General features: G+C 28.8%; 17 protein-coding genes. 7 read left to right on the top strand and 10 right to left on the bottom strand.

Annotated features, from left to right (window positions below; all coding sequences use genetic code 11):
- Window positions 1-15: 15 nt before the first annotated feature.
- Both T514_RS0109865 and T514_RS0109860 read right to left on the bottom strand, forming a co-directional pair.
- The gene (locus tag T514_RS0109865) at window positions 16-2,568 is read right to left on the bottom strand and encodes a J domain-containing protein (protein ID WP_027624627.1); all 2,553 of its coding nucleotides are present in this window, start codon (window positions 2,566-2,568) and stop codon (window positions 16-18) included.
- A complete protein-coding gene (locus T514_RS0109860) occupies window positions 2,569-4,269 on the bottom strand; it encodes a molecular chaperone HscC (protein WP_027624626.1) in 1,701 nt (566 codons plus the stop codon).
- Between the two features lie 281 nt (window positions 4,270-4,550).
- Here T514_RS0109860 and T514_RS0109855 point away from each other — a divergent pair, with 281 nt between their 5' ends.
- Entirely contained in the window at window positions 4,551-5,420 is an 870-nt protein-coding gene (locus tag T514_RS0109855; RefSeq protein ID WP_027624625.1) for a methionyl aminopeptidase, read from the top strand.
- A 67-nt stretch (window positions 5,421-5,487) separates the two neighbouring features.
- Here the strand turns inward: T514_RS0109855 and T514_RS0109850 are convergent, their stop codons facing one another.
- The gene (locus T514_RS0109850; RefSeq protein ID WP_027624624.1) at window positions 5,488-5,844 is read right to left on the bottom strand and encodes a winged helix-turn-helix transcriptional regulator; all 357 of its coding nucleotides are present in this window, start codon (window positions 5,842-5,844) and stop codon (window positions 5,488-5,490) included.
- Between the two features lie 124 nt (window positions 5,845-5,968).
- On the opposite strand from T514_RS0109850, the gene T514_RS0109845 reads away from it, so the two are divergent.
- Window positions 5,969-6,367: a pyridoxamine 5'-phosphate oxidase family protein gene (locus T514_RS0109845; protein ID WP_027624623.1), complete on the top strand. Its 399-nt coding sequence runs from the start codon at window positions 5,969-5,971 to the stop codon at window positions 6,365-6,367.
- 90 nt (window positions 6,368-6,457) lie between these two features.
- Complete coding sequence (locus tag T514_RS0109840; protein ID WP_027624622.1) at window positions 6,458-7,225, top strand: SDR family NAD(P)-dependent oxidoreductase; 768 nt, start codon at window positions 6,458-6,460, stop codon at window positions 7,223-7,225.
- A 101-nt stretch (window positions 7,226-7,326) separates the two neighbouring features.
- Here the strand turns inward: T514_RS0109840 and T514_RS0109835 are convergent, their stop codons facing one another.
- The 3 genes from T514_RS0109835 to T514_RS0109825 are packed head-to-tail and all read right to left on the bottom strand — an operon-like array spanning window position 7,327 to window position 10,460.
- The gene (locus T514_RS0109835) at window positions 7,327-8,853 is read right to left on the bottom strand and encodes a polyamine aminopropyltransferase (protein WP_027624621.1); all 1,527 of its coding nucleotides are present in this window, start codon (window positions 8,851-8,853) and stop codon (window positions 7,327-7,329) included.
- Window positions 8,854-8,871: 18 nt separating this feature from the next.
- Window positions 8,872-9,294 carry a DUF350 domain-containing protein gene (locus T514_RS0109830; protein WP_027624620.1) on the bottom strand — a complete coding sequence of 141 codons (423 nt, stop codon included), beginning with the start codon at window positions 9,292-9,294 and terminating at the stop codon, window positions 8,872-8,874.
- Between the two features lie 17 nt (window positions 9,295-9,311).
- Complete coding sequence (locus T514_RS0109825; RefSeq protein ID WP_034868760.1) at window positions 9,312-10,460, bottom strand: DUF4178 domain-containing protein; 1,149 nt, start codon at window positions 10,458-10,460, stop codon at window positions 9,312-9,314.
- A gap of 224 nt (window positions 10,461-10,684) precedes the next feature.
- On the opposite strand from T514_RS0109825, the gene T514_RS24345 reads away from it, so the two are divergent.
- A complete protein-coding gene (locus tag T514_RS24345; RefSeq protein ID WP_051541985.1) occupies window positions 10,685-11,332 on the top strand; it encodes a polysaccharide deacetylase family protein in 648 nt (215 codons plus the stop codon).
- An 84-nt stretch (window positions 11,333-11,416) separates the two neighbouring features.
- Here the strand turns inward: T514_RS24345 and T514_RS24340 are convergent, their stop codons facing one another.
- Window positions 11,417-12,394, bottom strand: a complete 978-nt coding sequence (locus tag T514_RS24340) for a CgeB family protein (protein ID WP_034868756.1) — start codon at window positions 12,392-12,394, stop codon at window positions 11,417-11,419.
- A gap of 14 nt (window positions 12,395-12,408) precedes the next feature.
- Complete coding sequence (locus T514_RS24335; protein WP_034868715.1) at window positions 12,409-13,395, bottom strand: CgeB family protein; 987 nt, start codon at window positions 13,393-13,395, stop codon at window positions 12,409-12,411.
- A gap of 146 nt (window positions 13,396-13,541) precedes the next feature.
- On the opposite strand from T514_RS24335, the gene T514_RS0109805 reads away from it, so the two are divergent.
- A complete protein-coding gene (locus T514_RS0109805) occupies window positions 13,542-13,964 on the top strand; it encodes a hypothetical protein (protein ID WP_027624618.1) in 423 nt (140 codons plus the stop codon).
- Between the two features lie 2 nt (window positions 13,965-13,966).
- Window positions 13,967-14,953, top strand: a complete 987-nt coding sequence (locus T514_RS24330) for a CgeB family protein (RefSeq protein WP_034868713.1) — start codon at window positions 13,967-13,969, stop codon at window positions 14,951-14,953.
- A gap of 107 nt (window positions 14,954-15,060) precedes the next feature.
- Here T514_RS24330 and T514_RS0109795 read toward each other — a convergent pair whose 3' ends face one another.
- Complete coding sequence (locus tag T514_RS0109795) at window positions 15,061-15,708, bottom strand: DUF1906 domain-containing protein (protein WP_027624617.1); 648 nt, start codon at window positions 15,706-15,708, stop codon at window positions 15,061-15,063.
- Between the two features lie 22 nt (window positions 15,709-15,730).
- Window positions 15,731-16,309: an amidase domain-containing protein gene (locus tag T514_RS0109790; protein WP_027624616.1), complete on the bottom strand. Its 579-nt coding sequence runs from the start codon at window positions 16,307-16,309 to the stop codon at window positions 15,731-15,733.
- 281 nt (window positions 16,310-16,590) lie between these two features.
- Between T514_RS0109790 and T514_RS0109785 the strand changes: the two genes are divergently transcribed.
- Complete coding sequence (locus T514_RS0109785; RefSeq protein WP_027624615.1) at window positions 16,591-17,292, top strand: DUF1538 domain-containing protein; 702 nt, start codon at window positions 16,591-16,593, stop codon at window positions 17,290-17,292.
- The last annotated feature ends 4 nt before the right edge of the window (window positions 17,293-17,296 follow it).

Raw genomic sequence — 17,296 nt, 5'->3', positions numbered from 1 at the left:
ATGGTGAATTTTTTATTATTTAAATAAAGATCCAAACAATCCCTTTTTATCACGCTTAGGCTTATTTATTTCTTTAAGTAAATCCTCACGAATCCCTTTTACCTTTTCATCATCTTCATTTAGTTCCAGCATCCTATCACAAACTATAAGTGCATCTCCGTATAACTTTTTATATTGTAAAATTCTAAGTTTTAACAATAGAACACCTGAATTATTTCCATCTAATTTCAAAGCAATGTTACATTCTTCTTCTGCTTCTTTTATATTCTCTAATTTAAAAAATGCCCAACCTTTATTTTGATGAGCTACAACAGATTCTTCATCAATATCAATCGCTTTATTACAATATTCAATACACTCATTGTATTTATTAAGATTATATAAAGAATAGCTCATATCAACATACCAATCTGCTTGATTTGGATCTAGCTCAATAGCTTTTGTAAAACATTCAATTGCCTCTTCAAACTTTCCTAGTTCACCTAATGAATCTCCTAATAAATAATAATACTGACCTACAGCTGGTTCATAGCTAATAGCTTTTTTATATTGAATAACAGCTTCTTCATAATTCTCTTCTTTTCTCATTATTAATCCTTTTAAATCATAAAAGCTATCTATATGCTCAATATTTAAACTAATTGTTTTATCTATTACCTCTAACGCTTCTTTTTCTCTTGAGCTATACATAAAACTCAATGTTTTATAATAATAGGATCCTCCATAACTTTCATCCTGCTTTATGGCATTATCAAACCATTCTATAGCATTGTCATAATCTTCCTCATAATAATAACAAAGTCCTTTACGATAAATAAACTCTAATTTATCTGGTTCCATTTCAAGAGCAAGATCACAATAATTGATAGCCTCTTCAAATCTATCCAAAATAATTAAAACCCTTGCTTTTTCATGATATAATTTACTGTCTTTTAATCCTAAATCATTTGCATTATTATAAACTCTTAAAGCTTCATCATATAAATTAATATTGATAAATGCCTTCATTTTTATTACATAAACTTCTGTTAAATACTGATAAATATTCAAAGCTTGTTCACAAGCTTCTAAACAGTTTTCGTAAAGCCCTAGTCCTAACAGTGCTGCTGCTCTATTCTTATATGCATGAGCCATATTAGGATCTATACTTATTGCTTTATCAGCACATTCTAAAGCCTCATTATGTCTATTTAAAATATTATATATATATGATTTATTGTTATGAACTGAAGCCTCTTCTTCCTTAAAAGTTAAGATTTTATCATATTGTTCAATAGCTTCTTCATATTTTCCAAATTCATCTAAAATATCAGCCTTAATAAAATTCAATTTATAATCATCATTAAATAAATCTACTGCTTTACAAACAGTGCTGTAAGCTAATTCAATGTTTTTTAAATCCCTTAATATTTGGCAATATAAAGCATACATGTCACTATTAACATTAGTACTTTGCATTAATTCACTTAATATATTATAACTTTCCTCTGTTTTATTAGTTTTAAAATAAATCTCTGCTAATTTATATTTTAGATCATTATTTTTAGGGTCTTCTTCAATGTTCTCTAGAAGACTATCTCTATAAAAATTATAAGCTGAATTTAAAATTATTTTTATATCTTGTCTATAATCTGCTAAGTCACATAATTTTTCTAAGTATTCTATTGCTTCTTCATACTTCTTTAAAACAATGCAGCATTTTCCTATCCCATATAAAGCTCCAAAAGAATCTGATTTTATATTTAGTACCATTTTGTAATCATTGTAAGCCTCTTTTAAATTACCAATTCTAAAATATAAGTCTCCTTTATAAAAATATGCATCTATATCCTCTTTATCCTTACTAATAATATCAGTAAATAATTTAATAGCCTCTTCCATATCACCAGTAATGGTTAAATATCTTCCAATTAATATTAATAAATCTGGATGATTAGGACAAATTTTTTCTGCAGACTTAATAGAATTATTAGCAGCATATAAATCATAATCTTCTAAAGCATTATAAGCTTTGTTATATTCTGTAATAAAGTTGTCTCCATCTTCTCCTGTACATTCTCTTAAATATTCATAACGTAAAGTGTTTTTATTATTAATTTTATATATTACAAAATCAATAAAATTTTTAGGAAAATCATTGTATAACTTGTCTTTTTTTGAACTCCAAGAAAAATAGTTATCAAATAACTGCCATATTTCATGAGGAAAATTATAATATTCCATAATAAATCTTAAAATTTTATTGCTTACTTCCCCTGCTGTATCAATATTGCAGCAAATATCCTTTTCCAATAGTTCAGTCCAACACTCAACACTAACTCTCTTTTGGAAGCATTTATAAACTTCCTCAAACTCCTCCATAAACTCATCTAAAGGAGATAATGCCTTTTTAGCTGTTTCTTCATTTTCCTTAGCTTTTAAAAGAGCTTCTTCATAAGCCGCTCTTAATCTTTGAAATCCTTCTGGATCTACCTCTGGTGAATATTTAGTTAATAACTTTGAATAAGCTCGTCTAATTTCTTTTGTATCTTTTGTTTCATTAATATTCAATATTTCAAAACAGTCCATTTAAAATCCCCCCCTAGTATCTATAGTGTCAAATATTTCATTAATTTCTTTTCTAACTTCTTCTATTTCCTTTAAATCCTGCTTTTGTAATACATCCTCAAAATTACTTAAAAGTCTTCCTATTTCCTGTCTAGTAACCCCTAAATTTTCCTCAAACAATCTCTCTCCTCTTGTAATAGTAAGCTTATTTTCATGATTCTCACGAGGATGAATTTTTAGATAGGATAAGCTTTCTATACGTTCTGCAACTTCTTCTTTACTCATGTATCCAGGATTTTTTTCAATAATAATATTTCGTTTTACACCAGTAGATACTGCTGTTACTTCTACTTCCAATATACCGTTAATATCATAGGTATATCTAACATCAATAGCCTCTTCCCCTGCCTTATGTGCTGGTACTGGTATATTTAATTCACCAAGATATATATTATCCTTAGATAAACGTGCTTCTCCTTGTAATATTTCTACATTGATTACTTTTTGATTATCATGTATTGTATACAAACGTTCCACCTTACTAACAGGTATTGTTGTATTTCTCTCAATTATAGGAAAGAAATGTCCTGTTTCATAATATCCATAAGACTTTTTAACAGAAATAGTAGTTCCTAAAGTATATGGACAGACATCCGTAAGTATAATTTCTTTAAAAGCTGAATTTTTCCCTTTTAATGCAGCTTGTACCGCTGTTCCAAGAGCAACTACCTCATCTGGATTAATATTTACATAAGCTAACTTACCAAACAATTTACTTACAAAATGCCTAATCAAAGGTAATTTTGTAGCACCACCTACCAATAATATAGATTCTATATCACTAAGTTTTAAAGATGCATCACTTAGTGCTCTTTCTACTGGTTCTTTTAGTCTATTTAATAAATTCTTTATAGCTTTTTCATACTCCTCTATGTTTATGTCACAAGACAATGTTTCTCCATTGATAGGGCAATTAATAGTAACAATTCTATTTTCACCTAAAGCTCTTTTTGCTACCTCTGCTTCCTTCCTTAATAATGCACAACTCTTATAATCTAAGTCCTTGGAATCTAAATTATTATGTTTTAAAAATAACTTTTCTAAAGCCTCAGTAAAATCCTCACCTCCCAAATAGTTATCTCCAGCAACAGCTCTTACCTCCATAATGTTATCAAATAATTCTAAAATAGAAACATCAAAGGTACCTCCCCCTAAATCAAATACTAAAAACTTAGTATCTGTCTTTTCATTATGTAATCCATAAGCAAGTGCTGCTGCTGTTGGCTCAGTAACTAATCTATCTACTTTTAATCCCGCCAATTCCGCTGCTCTTTTTGTAGCTTTTCTTTGAGCATCACTAAAATATGCTGGTACACTTATTACTGCTTCTGCAATAGGTATTCCTAAAAAGTGCTCAGCATCTTCTTTTAAAGCCTTTAATATAAGAGCAGACAATTCTTCTGGCAAAAATTCTTTATCTCCAAGTTTATATATTTTTTTACTTCCCATATTCCTCTTAAATATAGAAGCACTTAATTCTGGATGAATTACCTGCCTTTCCTTCGCAATTTTACCAATGAGCACTTCACCATTATCATCTATACTTACTACAGATGGTGTAAGACGTTCTCCTAAAGAGTTTGGAATAATAACAGGACCATTCTCTGTCCAATAAGATACCAAACTATTAGTTGTTCCTAAATCAATTCCTATATTAATCATATTTCTCCCTCTCAAAACATTTATTAAATGATTTATATAATTGTGTTAAGTAAATATTATAATTACATTATAATATTTACTTAACATTTTTACAAGAAACTACTATTTTATTTCTAACTTTATTATAAATAGCTACATATACTATTATTGCTACAAAATTTATCTTTATAATAAATTTTATCCCATTTATCTACAATAGTTTTATTATGTGCATTTATAAAGCAAATATGGTAATATAGATTTTAGTGAAATAATTTATAATACTATTAGGAGATGTTAGAATGAATTTAAATAGAAATGACTTATGTTGGTGTGGAAGTGGATTAAAGTATAAAAAATGTCATATTGAATTTGACGAAAAATTAGCCCTTTTAGCAGAACAGGGTTTTGAAGTTCCACCAAGAGAAATTATTAAAACTAAAGAACAAATTGAAGGCATAAGAAAAAGTGCCAAAATTAATAATGCTGTGCTAGATTTAGTTGCAGATAATATAAGAGAAGGTATGAGCACTGAAGAAATTGATAAATTAGTTCATGACTATACTGTATCTCAAGGAGCAATTCCAGCAACTCTTAACTTTGAAGGATATCCTAAAAGCGTTTGCACCTCAATAAATGATGAAGTTTGCCATGGTATTCCAAGTGAGAATATAATTCTTAAAAACGGCGACATAATAAATATAGATGCATCCACTATATTAGATGGATATTATTCCGATGCTTCAAGAATGTTTATAATCGGCGAAGCCACTGAAGAAGCAAAAAAATTAGTAGAAGTTTCAAAAGAATGCTTGCGTGTAGGTATAGAAGCAGTAAAACCTTGGGGCTTTTTAGATGATATAGGTGCAGCAGTTCAGGAACTAGCAGCAAAAAATGGATTTTCTGTAGTAAGAGATTTTGGTGGGCATGGTGTTGGACTTGAATTTCATGAAGAACCTTTTGTTCCTCACGTTGGTAGAAAAGGAGAAGGCATGATTTTAGTACCTGGTATGGTATTTACAATAGAGCCTATGATAAATGCAGGTTCTTATGAAATATTTATAGATTCTGATGATGATTGGACAGTATTAACAAGAGATGGCTCCCTTTCTTCACAATGGGAACATACCATATTAGTAACAGAAGATGGAGTAGAAATACTTAGTAAGTAGTTTAATAAAAATAGTAGCTTTATTTATATTAGAAAGCTACTATTTTTTATTATTTTCTTAATTTTAACTATCCTTCTTTTAAATTAGGAGCTTCAGTATTTAAGTAGTTTTTATATTCTTCCCCCCATACAGCTAATGTATCAAGTACAGGCATAAACTTTCTCCCAATATCCGAAAGAGAATACTCCACCTTGGGAGGTACTTCAGGATAAACCTTTCTTATTACCAATCCATACTTTTCTAGATTACGAAGCTGTTTTGTAAGAGTTGCTTGTGTTAACATAGGTATCTTATGTTGTAGTTCACCAAATCTTAAAGTCTCCATGCTTAAATAATATAAAATTATAAGTGTCCACTTACCACCTATAACCTTTTGTGCAGTTGTAATAGGACATTTACCAAATAAATTTTCACCTTTTTCCATTGTTATCACTCCTTTAGTATCTAAAAGCATACTAACTATACTAATTAATTGTACTTGTAAAATTTATTGTAGCATATTAAAATTAACATGTAAATAAAGTTAACTTATGAAGGAGGTTACGTTAATGGAAAAAGTATTAAATTTTTTATCAGAAAATCCTATTTTTTATTTTGCAACTGTGGAGGACAACAAACCAAAAGTAAGGCCTTTTGGATTCTTTATGGAGCATGAAGGTAAACTTTATTTTGGAATGGGTGATCATAAACTTTGTTATAAACAAGTACAAGCTAATAAAAATGTAGAAATTTCTACAGCTAATGCACAGGGTCAATGGATTAGAATTAGTGGTACTGCTGTCTTTGATGATAGAGAAGATGCTTTGAAAAAAGCCTTTGAAACTATGCCATCATTAACTCAAATTTATAATGAACAAACTGGCTTCCATTTAGCTCTATTTTATTTAGATAATATTCAGGCTGAAATTGCTGATATGAAAGGTAATTTTGAAAAGATAACATTTTAATGTTATTTTCATATTCTCTCCTTTTACTCACAATAGGAACATCTCTCGTATAATATATGTATTAGCTAATATTTACAAGGAGAGAATTTCATGAGTGATTTGTTTGATTTAACAGGGAAAGTTGCAATTATTACTGGTGCTTCAAGTGGCATAGGACTTCAAATCGCTAAAGCCTTTGCTGAACAAGGAGCTGATGTAGCAATACTAGCAAGAAGGTATAAAAGATTGCAAAAGTTAACTAAAGAAATAGAATCTCTAGGAAGAAGATCTCTTCCTATAAAATGTGACGTTACAATAGAAAAGGAAGTTATTACTGCTGTAAAAACTATTTTAAATACCTTCGGTAAAATAGATATCTTAATGAATAATGCTGGAGTAGATTCCGTTGGTTCTGTTGATTCTATTGATGAGGCTGAGTGGAATAGAGTTATGAATACAAATTTAAAAGGCGTATTTTTAATGTCCAAACATGTTGTAAAACATATGAAAGAAAGAAAATACGGAAAAATTATAAATACCGCCTCCGTTTGTGGTGTTATTGGTGGCAAATATGAAGCACTTCATGCCTATAATGCTTCAAAAGGTGCTGTAATAAGCTTAACTACAGGTATGGCAGCTTCCTTAGCTCAATATGGTATAACCGTAAATGCAATTGGTCCTAGCCTTTTCGAAACAGAAATGACTTCACCTGCTCTTTTTGAAGAAAGTAGCTTAAAAATGTATAATGAAATTTGTCCTGCTGGAAGACCTGGTAATGCTGGAGAATTAAATGGTGCTGCTATTTATTTTGCCTCTGATGCTTCTAGTTACACTACTGGACAAACATTATTTATTGATGGTGGTTTTACATCTATTTAAGTAAAAATATTACTAACAACATTACTTATAATAAAATATAAAAAATAGTAGCTGAAATTTACAATTATAAGCTACTATTTTTATATTTATATTAAATATATTTATCTCCACACCTCAACAGCCTTTAAATAATAGGCTAATAACTGCGGCCTTACTAGGGTATTGGTTATTATTTTATTCTTATTAACCATTTCATCCTTACTAAACCTAAATAATCTTTCTATAGTTTCACTATTTAAAAATCTTGTTTCTACATTTACTTTAATATCTTTAGTCTCTATAGGAGTTTTAGTTACTAATTGAAATCCCCAATCTCCAAAGGATGGCACCTCTACATGATAAGGAATTACATTAAACCCTTCCTCTTCTATAGTCTTATTTATGCACCAATATGCTTCCTTTGCATAATATGGACTTGTTGATTGTATAGACATTGCACCTGTACTGGCTAAATTATTTCCACACAATCTATAAAATACATTTGTATATAACTTATTTAAGCTTTCATTATTTGGATCAGGTAAATCTACTATTATTAAATCATAAACTTCATTACAACTTTGAAGAAATTTAAAGGCATCATTATACACAAGCTCTACCTTATTGTTGTTTAAAGAATTTTGATTTAACTTTGTTATATTGCTATTTGTTCTACTTAACTTAACAATTTCTTTGTCCAAATCAACTAATGTGATTTTTTTTACCTCTCCATATTTTAAAACCTCTCTAACAGCTAACCCATCACCGCCACCTAATATAAGCACCTTTTCTCTCTTCTTAGCTACATTTATAGGTATATGAACTAAGGTTTCATGATATCTATATTCATCACTAGCTGAAAATTGAATATTGCCATCAATAAATAATCTCAAATCATCCTTATGCTTAGTAACCACAATATTTTGATATTGAGTTTGCTGTGATAAAATTATTTTATCTCTATATAATTTTCCTTCTACTGATTTAGCTAAATTCTCAGAAAAAAATGTTCCACCAACCATTATAACTAATGATATTATAGATATTAATTTAAAACCTTTTATATTTTTTATATATTTTTTATATCCATAAATTATAATAAGAGACACAATTATATTTAATGCTCCTACCAAAAAAGCAGTAGTAAAATATCCAAACTTAGGCAACAAAACTAAAGGAAAAGCTATAGAGCCTATTAATCCACCTATATAATCAAAGCTAAATATACTGGATAAAGTTACCCTTAAATCTTTTGTATTATCTTCTATAATTCTTGTTAATAATGGTATCTCTAGTCCTACTAAAGTACCTATTAGTATTATTTCTATGTACATTATTAACTCATAGCTTTCAATATAAATATTTGAGAGGAACAGTACCAAAGTACTTATTCCCCCTAATAATCCTACTCCTATTTCTACAGCAACAAACCAATCAAAAAGCTTTACTTTAATATGCTTGGACAAATATGAACCTAGTCCCATAGCACTCATGTATAATCCTATTGTTATTGAAAACTGTTTTATACTATCTCCAACTAAAAATGAACTTACAGAACTAATCAATACCTCATAAATAATTGAACATCCTGAAATTATTAAAGTTGTTATCATTAATAATTTATAATTAAATTTATTTTTTTCATCCACTTACATCACCTACATACGCTAATAAATAACTCCACTTATTACTATTGATAGTCCTACAAATAATCCCATAATCATTAAGCCTGCTGATGGATTCCCATCTCCTATTTCCTTGTTTAAATTATATTTTTTATGCACTATGTGCATTGCTAAATATGCCAATATACATATGGCAATACCAAGGAGAAAATATATTACTGTACTAGTTATTCCTTGTAGTAATGTAGTACTGCCTTCTGATATAGCAGGTGTCATTATTGCACTTCTTAAAATTATACCTACTCCAATATGAATTCCTGCTATTATATATCCCACTGCTACATTTCTCTTTTTTATCTCTGTTGGAAAATCACATGGAATTACTAAATCCACTAAATAAGTTCCTAAAGTCATTAAAATTATTCCTACTCCACAATATATTATAGTATTTAGTATATCTACCATTTATAAAGCCTCCTTCTTTATTTGCCTGAACTTGTTCCTCCTCCTGAGGATACTCTAGAATTTATACTATCTTGCCTTATACTACTAGAGGATGATTTGTTACCATTATTATAATATGTTTTGTATTTATTATTATCATTTGGTATAAAAGTTTCATCATTATAATCACTATAGCCATTAGGATATTTGCTATACCTATTTCTATCCCTATCATAGGCTCGACTATAATAATAACTTCTATAATATCTATTTGTTGAATATCTACTTCTATATGGTGTATTTCTGCTAGAATACACATATGCCCTTGAACTCACTTGAATCAATATCTCAGACTTCTCACTGGTATATATTAATGCTAATTCATCATTGGTAGTTATTATTACTGTTCCATCTTCTTTATTTTCTTGAACATCCTCTATTTTTCCTTCCACTCCATCTATTATCAACTTTGCTGCACCTTCAACTGTTTTATTTATTGAATATACATTTGCTTTTTTATTTTTATCTAAATCAGATGTTATTGAAGTAACATAAACAAAACTACTATTGGAATTTATATACTTTGATATAATTTCATTTTTACTAGAATTTGATGATGCTGGTTTTAATAAAAATATAGCCACTATGATTATACCTATAATTCCTATAATCTTCTTTCCTGATATTCCTTTAGATAAATCATTTGTAGATTCTAGTGATAAATTAGTATAGTTATTATTATTCTGAGGATTTACTTTCTCAATGTCATCTTCATCTATATAGTATCCATTTGAATATTCTTTTTCCCCATCCCAATCCTCTATTGATATTAAAAATTCTTCTGTATAATCCTCATACTCTTTATAATTTACTATTTCTCCAAAATCCACATCTACATTACCTTTATACTCCGTCACTGTTGCTGTTCCACTATCAGTTTTTTTGTAATCCTTGTCTATAATATTTTCTTCTAAATAACAGCATTCAGTATAAATAGCATACTCATGATTTACACTATCAATACTTAACCATTTTACCTGATAATTATCTGTAGATTTTATTCTATATTCCCTCCATGAACAAACAACACTGTCATCATAAAAATCAATATATCCTTCTACAATATATATATTGCCATCTACCTTAATTTTATCACCTACATCAAAGCATAGATAATTACTAAGCATATCTCTCACATTTTGTCCCCCTTATTACAAAATAAAATATGATGCCATTATATCATATTTTTTACACTTTTATTTCTTAAATCTGTTTAATAGCTATAAGTTATTTAAAACATAATGCTATAATCTAAAAATTAAGCACTTGAAAATAACTACTTGCATATTATAATTATAAAAAAATCAATGTATAGATATATACACTAGATATTAAAAGAGGTGTGATAAAATTGAACTTATCTAAATCAGTTTCAAATCCTCCATCGACTCTTATACTTAACGGTTCTAGGAGTCATAACCAAATTTCTTTTACTTATGATTCAGGTTTTGAAGATAATGAAACCTTAAAAATATTAAATGTTTTAAGATTTCACAAAGTAAAGGCAACCTTTTTTTTAACAGGAATTTGGGTAGAAAAGTTTCCTGATATAGCAAAACTTATCTATAGTGAAGGCCATGAAATTGGAAATCACTCCTACGACCATCCAGACATGATTAAACTACCTAATGACGAAATTATTGAAAATATTTTAAAAGGAGAAGATGTAATAAAAAAAATAACAGGAATAAATCCTCGTCCATTATTTAGAGAACCCTTTGGCTCATTTAATAAGAAGGTATTTGAAGCAGTTGGTGAAGCTGGCTATAAATACAGTATATATTGGAGCATTGATACCATAGATTGGAAGCTGCCTCCTACTAGAGTAATAGTCAACAGAATATTGAAAAAAGCTAAAAATGGGGATATAGTACTTATGCACCTGGCAGGAAACAACACCGCTGAAAGCACAGATATTGCTTTAAAAAATCTTAAGACCTTTGGTTTTAAACTTGTAACAGTTGGTGAATTACTAAAACAAAACTTACATTATAAATAATAAATATATAAGTTTTTCTTTTCAGAAAAGCACCAAATTCTATCTTACCCCAAGGTAAGATTTCCTTATTTATTATTTGCATCCTTATATTATATTTTCTTTTTTTAATATGTCGAGCATATATAGGGTTCTATCCTTATAACTATTTCCCTTTACAGCAGCTAATCCATTCTTAGCTATTTTTTCACATTCAGCAGGTTTATTTAAGTAATATTTCACGAGATTTAAAGTATCTTTGGGAGAAGAGGAAAGAATTAAATCCCTATTTTTATTGAATAAAATTTTTACTCCACTTGTATCATTTGTAAGTAAAAGCCCCTGTGAAGCTAAAACTTCAAAAGTACGTTGAGTAACCTGAGTTTCATAATCTTGAAGTCCAATTACAATTTTAGCTGAACTATAAACCTTATTAGCATCTACATAGGATAAATATCCGTGAATCCATTCACCTGGTATATTACATCCTAAAATATCTCCTACTTTATCCCATTCTTTTCCCCAAAAGTCAACTCTTATATTCTCTTTTAATAAGGGAACTATTAATGTTTTTATGGATTGATTTCTATAATGGGCTGGATAACGCTTAAGCACATAAGGATAGGCATTTGCAACTAAAGCTATAGAACTCTTATATTCCTCCTGTACTTTTACAGCATGATGAATTTTGGGAGCATATCCAAAATTCATATAAGCAGCCCTAATTCCTATTTTATTAAAATAATCTACAGTTTCATGGCATATACTAAATACAAAATCGGGCTGCATTGTCTGTATAAGTGGTAATGAAAGGTTTCTAGTAAACCATGGATCTTCAATTGACCAATATATATGTGGTATTTTAAAAGCTTTTGAATACTTTCTCATAATTAATTGTTTCTGTCTAGTTTGATCTGGCCCCATTCCCATACTCATAATCAAATCAGGTTTGAATTCTAAAATAAGTGATAAAACATTCTCATTAGTTATAGTTCCTGAAATTTTAACCTGATGCCCTGCCTCTATGAATCCTTCTGGTAAGGTATGTCTCCATATAGTACCACTTAATAAAAAAAGAATCTTCACCTCTTTCACCTCTATTAAAATATGATATTTCTCTTCTTTAAAACATTTATAATATACTCTGCACGATATTTATAATTATGCATTTCAACAGTCTTTTTACCATTTGCCTGTATTTTTCTTCGTTCATCTGGTCTATTTAAATAATATCCAACTAATTTTATTGTTTCCTCTGGTGATGCTGATATTATAAGATCTTCTCCTGTTTTAAATAATTCTCTCACTCTTGGAGTATCAGAAGTTAAAAGAAACCCTCCTGAGCCAAGTATTTCATATGTTCTTTGACAAAGTTGAGGTAGTTTTTCTTGATTTTGTATACCTATAACAATATCAGATGAACTGTATACCTTATTTGCTTCGGTATATGGTATATATCCACGTATGCATTCTTTAGGAATCGTACAACCCAAAATAGAATCCATCTTGTCCCAATCCTGCCCCCAAAAACCAATTGGAATTTTACTATTTATTATTGGTGTAATAAGATTAATTAAGGACTTTAATCTAAAATTTTTAGGATATTTTTTCAGTAATTCCGGATAAGCATTTGCAACAACAGAAACTTGACTTTTATATTCTCTTTCACATTTAACAGGACAGTGTATACTTTCATCATAGCCAAAATCTAGATACTCTGATTTTATTTTAAGTTTCTCATAATACTCTACTTTTTCATGACAAATTGTAAAAATAAAATCTGGATTAGTCTTTTGAATAAATGGCATAGTAAAAACATGGGTATATCCAGGATCTTCAGTGGCCCAATATATATAAGGAATCTTTAACACTCTTATATATTTTCTCGCTTTTTGGAGAACCTCAACATCACTTTTAGACTTCCATCCAATAGACATTATTAAATTTGGTTTAAATTCTAAAAGTACATCCATAATACTTTTCTCATTTAATGTTTGTAAAACTTCAACTTCATGTCCAGCGTGCCTAAACCCATTAGGTAGTCCATAAATCCATCTGGGGTGATTGTCTAAAAAAAGAATGTGCATATGTATTCTCCCTATTCTGCTTATATTTCAATATATCCTATGATATAGAAATAAGCTTTATACTTCTTCATATTATGTCACATTAAAATATGTTACTAATATAATAGTAATAGATTAATTTTGTTTAATTATTGGGGGGTTTTTAATTGATAAATAACTCATCAAGATATGATGTTCTTATTAGTGATGACTATAGTCAATTAGATTTAGATTTTATTTTACCTAAAGTTAATGAAAGAATAATTCATGGTACTATATGGGATGATAGTGATGATCCTAAAAAAGTAAGTGATGCCATTATTCTTGTATTCACACCTGGCCCTAATTATTATGATAGTGACCCTAATGATATACAATGTATTGACTATGCTATTCCTGATTCTAATGGTGAATTTGTAGCTGGTCCATTTAAATTAAATACAACAGTAATATTAAAGATCTTTAATACTAACTATAATAAAATTAACTTATCAGATGAGATACCAGAAGAATTTAGATATATCAATGGCGAACTTGTTCAGTCTACTAATACTTCTCCTGACTTAGAAGAAGCTAACCTAGGTAAATAAATATGCGTATACTGTTTTGGGAAAATAATCCCATGTGGATTTTCGGCCTTCCCAATGGATTTCATGATTTAGGACATGATGTTATGATTTGTGAATCTTTAACTGAGGAAAATCTTTATAAATCCATTACGAATTTTAAGCCTGAGCTAGTTATAACAATAGGTTGGACTACTGCAACTACAGGTATAAATGTTAATTTAATACGGAAATATGTGAAATTATTTAACATACCTCACGTTTACTGGGCTACTGAAGACCCTACTCATACTTTTAGATTTACTTTACCGTTAATTCAAAAAATGAGACCTGATTTTGTTTTTACAATTTGTCCTTCTAGAGTTGATTATTATGAGAAATTAGGTATTAAAGCAGCTCATATGGATTTTGGGTTTCATCCAAATGTTAACCATCCTACTACAGTCTATAATGAATATAATCATTCTATTGCTGTAGTAGCAAATGGTTACTTCAAAAATCTTAAATCATATCCAAAACATTATAGAATAGAATCTATAAAAACACTTATTTCTCCTCTCATTAAGAATAATATTCCTGTGCATTTTTACGGATGGGGATGGAAAGAAATGACTGAGTTTATTGGCATGAGTATTCCTTCCAACTGCATTCATGGTAAATTGCCGTTTACAGAAACTAGCAAAATTTATAGTTCTTCTAAAATTATATTAGGTCTTCAAAATAACCCTATACAAATGACCCAAAGAAACTTTGAAATTCTTGCTTCTAGAGGCTTTTTATTAACTTCAGACACTCCCATAATTAGAGATTTATTTGTACCTGGTAGAGATTTAGTAGTTTCATCATCACCAGAGGAAACATTAGAATTAGTTCAATATTATTTGAAAAATACTGAAAAACGAAATATAATTCGTAGAAATGGAGAACTTTCAGTTAAACCTCATTCTTATACCAATAGAGCAGAATATATACTTAAAGTATTAAAGATAAGAAATATATTGCCAAATCATTAAAACTTAAATGGATGTCTCAAAATGAATTTTAGATACAATATATTGAAATTTTAATCTAAACCTTAATCAGGCTGCTGTATTATTTTTTTGTTTTGAGACAGTCCTTTTTAAACTCTAAATTGGCCAAAGCTAGTTGAATAAGCTAAATTCTCATCTACTATTCCTACATTCCAAGTACTAACTCTAAATTTGTGCTGAAATAAATGAGCTTTATCAAAAATTTTGTTATCGCTTCTAGCACTGGTTTGCCAGCAATCTAAAATTTCGTATTTATTGTATATGTTTTTCACAACATCATGACATCCATAAACCCCAATATGCCAACCAAAACTATTATACATTTCTTTAAATTTTTTCATTTCTTCACTTATTCCTAAAAAATATTCATATATATTATTCATTCTAACTGCATTATCTACTTCTGGCTCCACGGCAAAGTATATTGTTGTATTAATAGGCTGTCCTATCATTTTAGCGCACTTAATTGCATTAATACAATCTTCTTCTCCTGTTTTTTGAGAATAAGTTTTAAAATAAAATCCCTCAGTCTCATATACAGAAACTATATCCAAACCACTATTTGAAATCAATTTTGCTTCATCCTTAGACAACATTTTCCATCTATGCAATGGCTTTGAATAGTTACTATAATATCTACATACAAATTTATATCTTGCATTCTTTAATGCTTCACATTGAGTATAAGTTAATGGTATAGCCACATCAACGCCCTTAAATAGAACAGGTCTATTCACTAACTTCTGCTCCCCTCTTTTATTAATCAATTATATAAATATAAACATAAATATTTTCTTTACTATATTTACATAATAATTCATATAATGAACTATTTTTTATATTAATGCTATGCTGTGCCATAAATAAATCGTTTCTTTCAACAGATGGATTGTATCCTTTTTTATGAATAACTTGCATGTGAAATGGATACTTATTAATGGTATTACCTTTAGCATATTGAATTACATCTCCAATTTGTAACATATCATAATATTTATTAAAGTCGTCTACAAATTCTTTAGCTGAAACTTCTATATATTTCTTTGCTCTATTTATTCCAACTCCATTTTCATTTCCCCAATGCAATCTAAAATACCTACCTGCCCTCCATGTAATGGCCACATCAGTTAGCTCCTCATGGTTGTTAGTATTACAAAACCAACTACTATATAGCGACCATATGTTTCCAAATGGTAAAATTCCACCTGCTCTTATTACTTGTGAAATAAAATTAGTACAATCAAATCCTAAATAATAAGGATATTTTTTATTAAAAGTTTCAGCATATTGTTCAGCATATTTTACCGCATCATCTCTATTATATACTAATTTTCCCATGACCTCCCCCTACATTACATTAATAAAAAACAAATATAAAAATACTTATTTTTTTATATCATATATTTATAGATATGTAAATCTTTATTAAAATGATACTTATTATCATATTATTAACTATAAGTAATCCATTAATTAAAATTATTCGGTATCACTCATCCATGTAATAATTTACCAAGTTATGCACCAGATGTAAATTATGTATTAATTATGTTGTATATTTAAATTTACTTAATTCTTATTGATATAATTAATATAGATAATGTTCAAGGAGGAATTACATGAAACTTTCATATTTAATTAAAGGATTATGGGATACTTTTAAAAGTATTTTACCTATAACCCTTTTTTTAGTGTTTATCCAATTTTTCTTATTTAAAAAACCTATAAAGGATATTAAATCTTTTACTATAGACATAGCATTAAGTGTAATTGGCCTATTTTTATTTCTTGAGGGAACAAGCCTCTCCTTACTTCCTCTAGGTAAATCCATTGGAGAAAACTTTGTTTCCCTAGATAATAAATGGAGTATTTTGCTTCTTATCTTTTTTATTGGATTTTGTACAACCTTAGTAGAACCTGCACTATCTATACTTGCTATGGAAGTAGAAGAAACATCCATAGGCGCTATTCCTAAAAAAACTTTAATTTATACTGTAGCTCTCGGTTTCGCTAGTGGACTTTCTTTAGGTATTTATAAAATAATATATAATATAAAAACTTCTAAAATTATAATTCCACTTCTTATTTTATCCTTAATACTATGTATTTTCGCTCCTGAAGAAATAGTTGGAATAGCCTTTGACTGTGCTAGTTCTACCACAGGTCCTGTAAATATCCCATTAAATTTAGCTATAGCTCTAGGTTTATCTAGGGTTATTGAAGGTTCTGATCCTTTATTAAATGGCTTTGGTATAATTGGTCTAACTTCTCTAGGACCAGTTATTTCTGTACTTTTACTTGGTATAATCACTAAATTATAATCAC

Origin of the sequence: Clostridium lundense DSM 17049 (assembly GCF_000619945.1) — a bacterium.
GTDB lineage: Bacteria > Bacillota > Clostridia > Clostridiales > Clostridiaceae > Clostridium_AO > Clostridium_AO lundense.
The sequence above is the reverse complement of the archived record's forward strand: the minus strand, read 5'-3'. Positions and strand labels throughout refer to the sequence as shown.

What these genes read in the sequence shown, in the direction of transcription:
- T514_RS0109865 (WP_027624627.1), bottom strand. Translation starts at nt 2,568, where the DNA reads ATGGACTGTTTTGAAATATTGAATATTAATGAAACAAAAGATACAAAA.
- T514_RS0109860 (WP_027624626.1), bottom strand. Translation starts at nt 4,269, where the DNA reads ATGATTAATATAGGAATTGATTTAGGAACAACTAATAGTTTGGTATCT.
- T514_RS0109855 (WP_027624625.1), top strand. Translation starts at nt 4,551, where the DNA reads ATGAATTTAAATAGAAATGACTTATGTTGGTGTGGAAGTGGATTAAAG.
- T514_RS0109850 (WP_027624624.1), bottom strand. Translation starts at nt 5,844, where the DNA reads ATGGAAAAAGGTGAAAATTTATTTGGTAAATGTCCTATTACAACTGCA.
- T514_RS0109845 (WP_027624623.1), top strand. Translation starts at nt 5,969, where the DNA reads ATGGAAAAAGTATTAAATTTTTTATCAGAAAATCCTATTTTTTATTTT.
- T514_RS0109840 (WP_027624622.1), top strand. Translation starts at nt 6,458, where the DNA reads ATGAGTGATTTGTTTGATTTAACAGGGAAAGTTGCAATTATTACTGGT.
- T514_RS0109830 (WP_027624620.1), bottom strand. Translation starts at nt 9,294, where the DNA reads ATGGTAGATATACTAAATACTATAATATATTGTGGAGTAGGAATAATT.
- T514_RS0109825 (WP_034868760.1), bottom strand. Translation starts at nt 10,460, where the DNA reads ATGCTTAGTAATTATCTATGCTTTGATGTAGGTGATAAAATTAAGGTA.
- T514_RS24335 (WP_034868715.1), bottom strand. Translation starts at nt 13,395, where the DNA reads ATGCACATTCTTTTTTTAGACAATCACCCCAGATGGATTTATGGACTA.
- T514_RS24330 (WP_034868713.1), top strand. Translation starts at nt 13,967, where the DNA reads ATGCGTATACTGTTTTGGGAAAATAATCCCATGTGGATTTTCGGCCTT.
- T514_RS0109790 (WP_027624616.1), bottom strand. Translation starts at nt 16,309, where the DNA reads ATGGGAAAATTAGTATATAATAGAGATGATGCGGTAAAATATGCTGAA.
- T514_RS0109785 (WP_027624615.1), top strand. Translation starts at nt 16,591, where the DNA reads ATGAAACTTTCATATTTAATTAAAGGATTATGGGATACTTTTAAAAGT.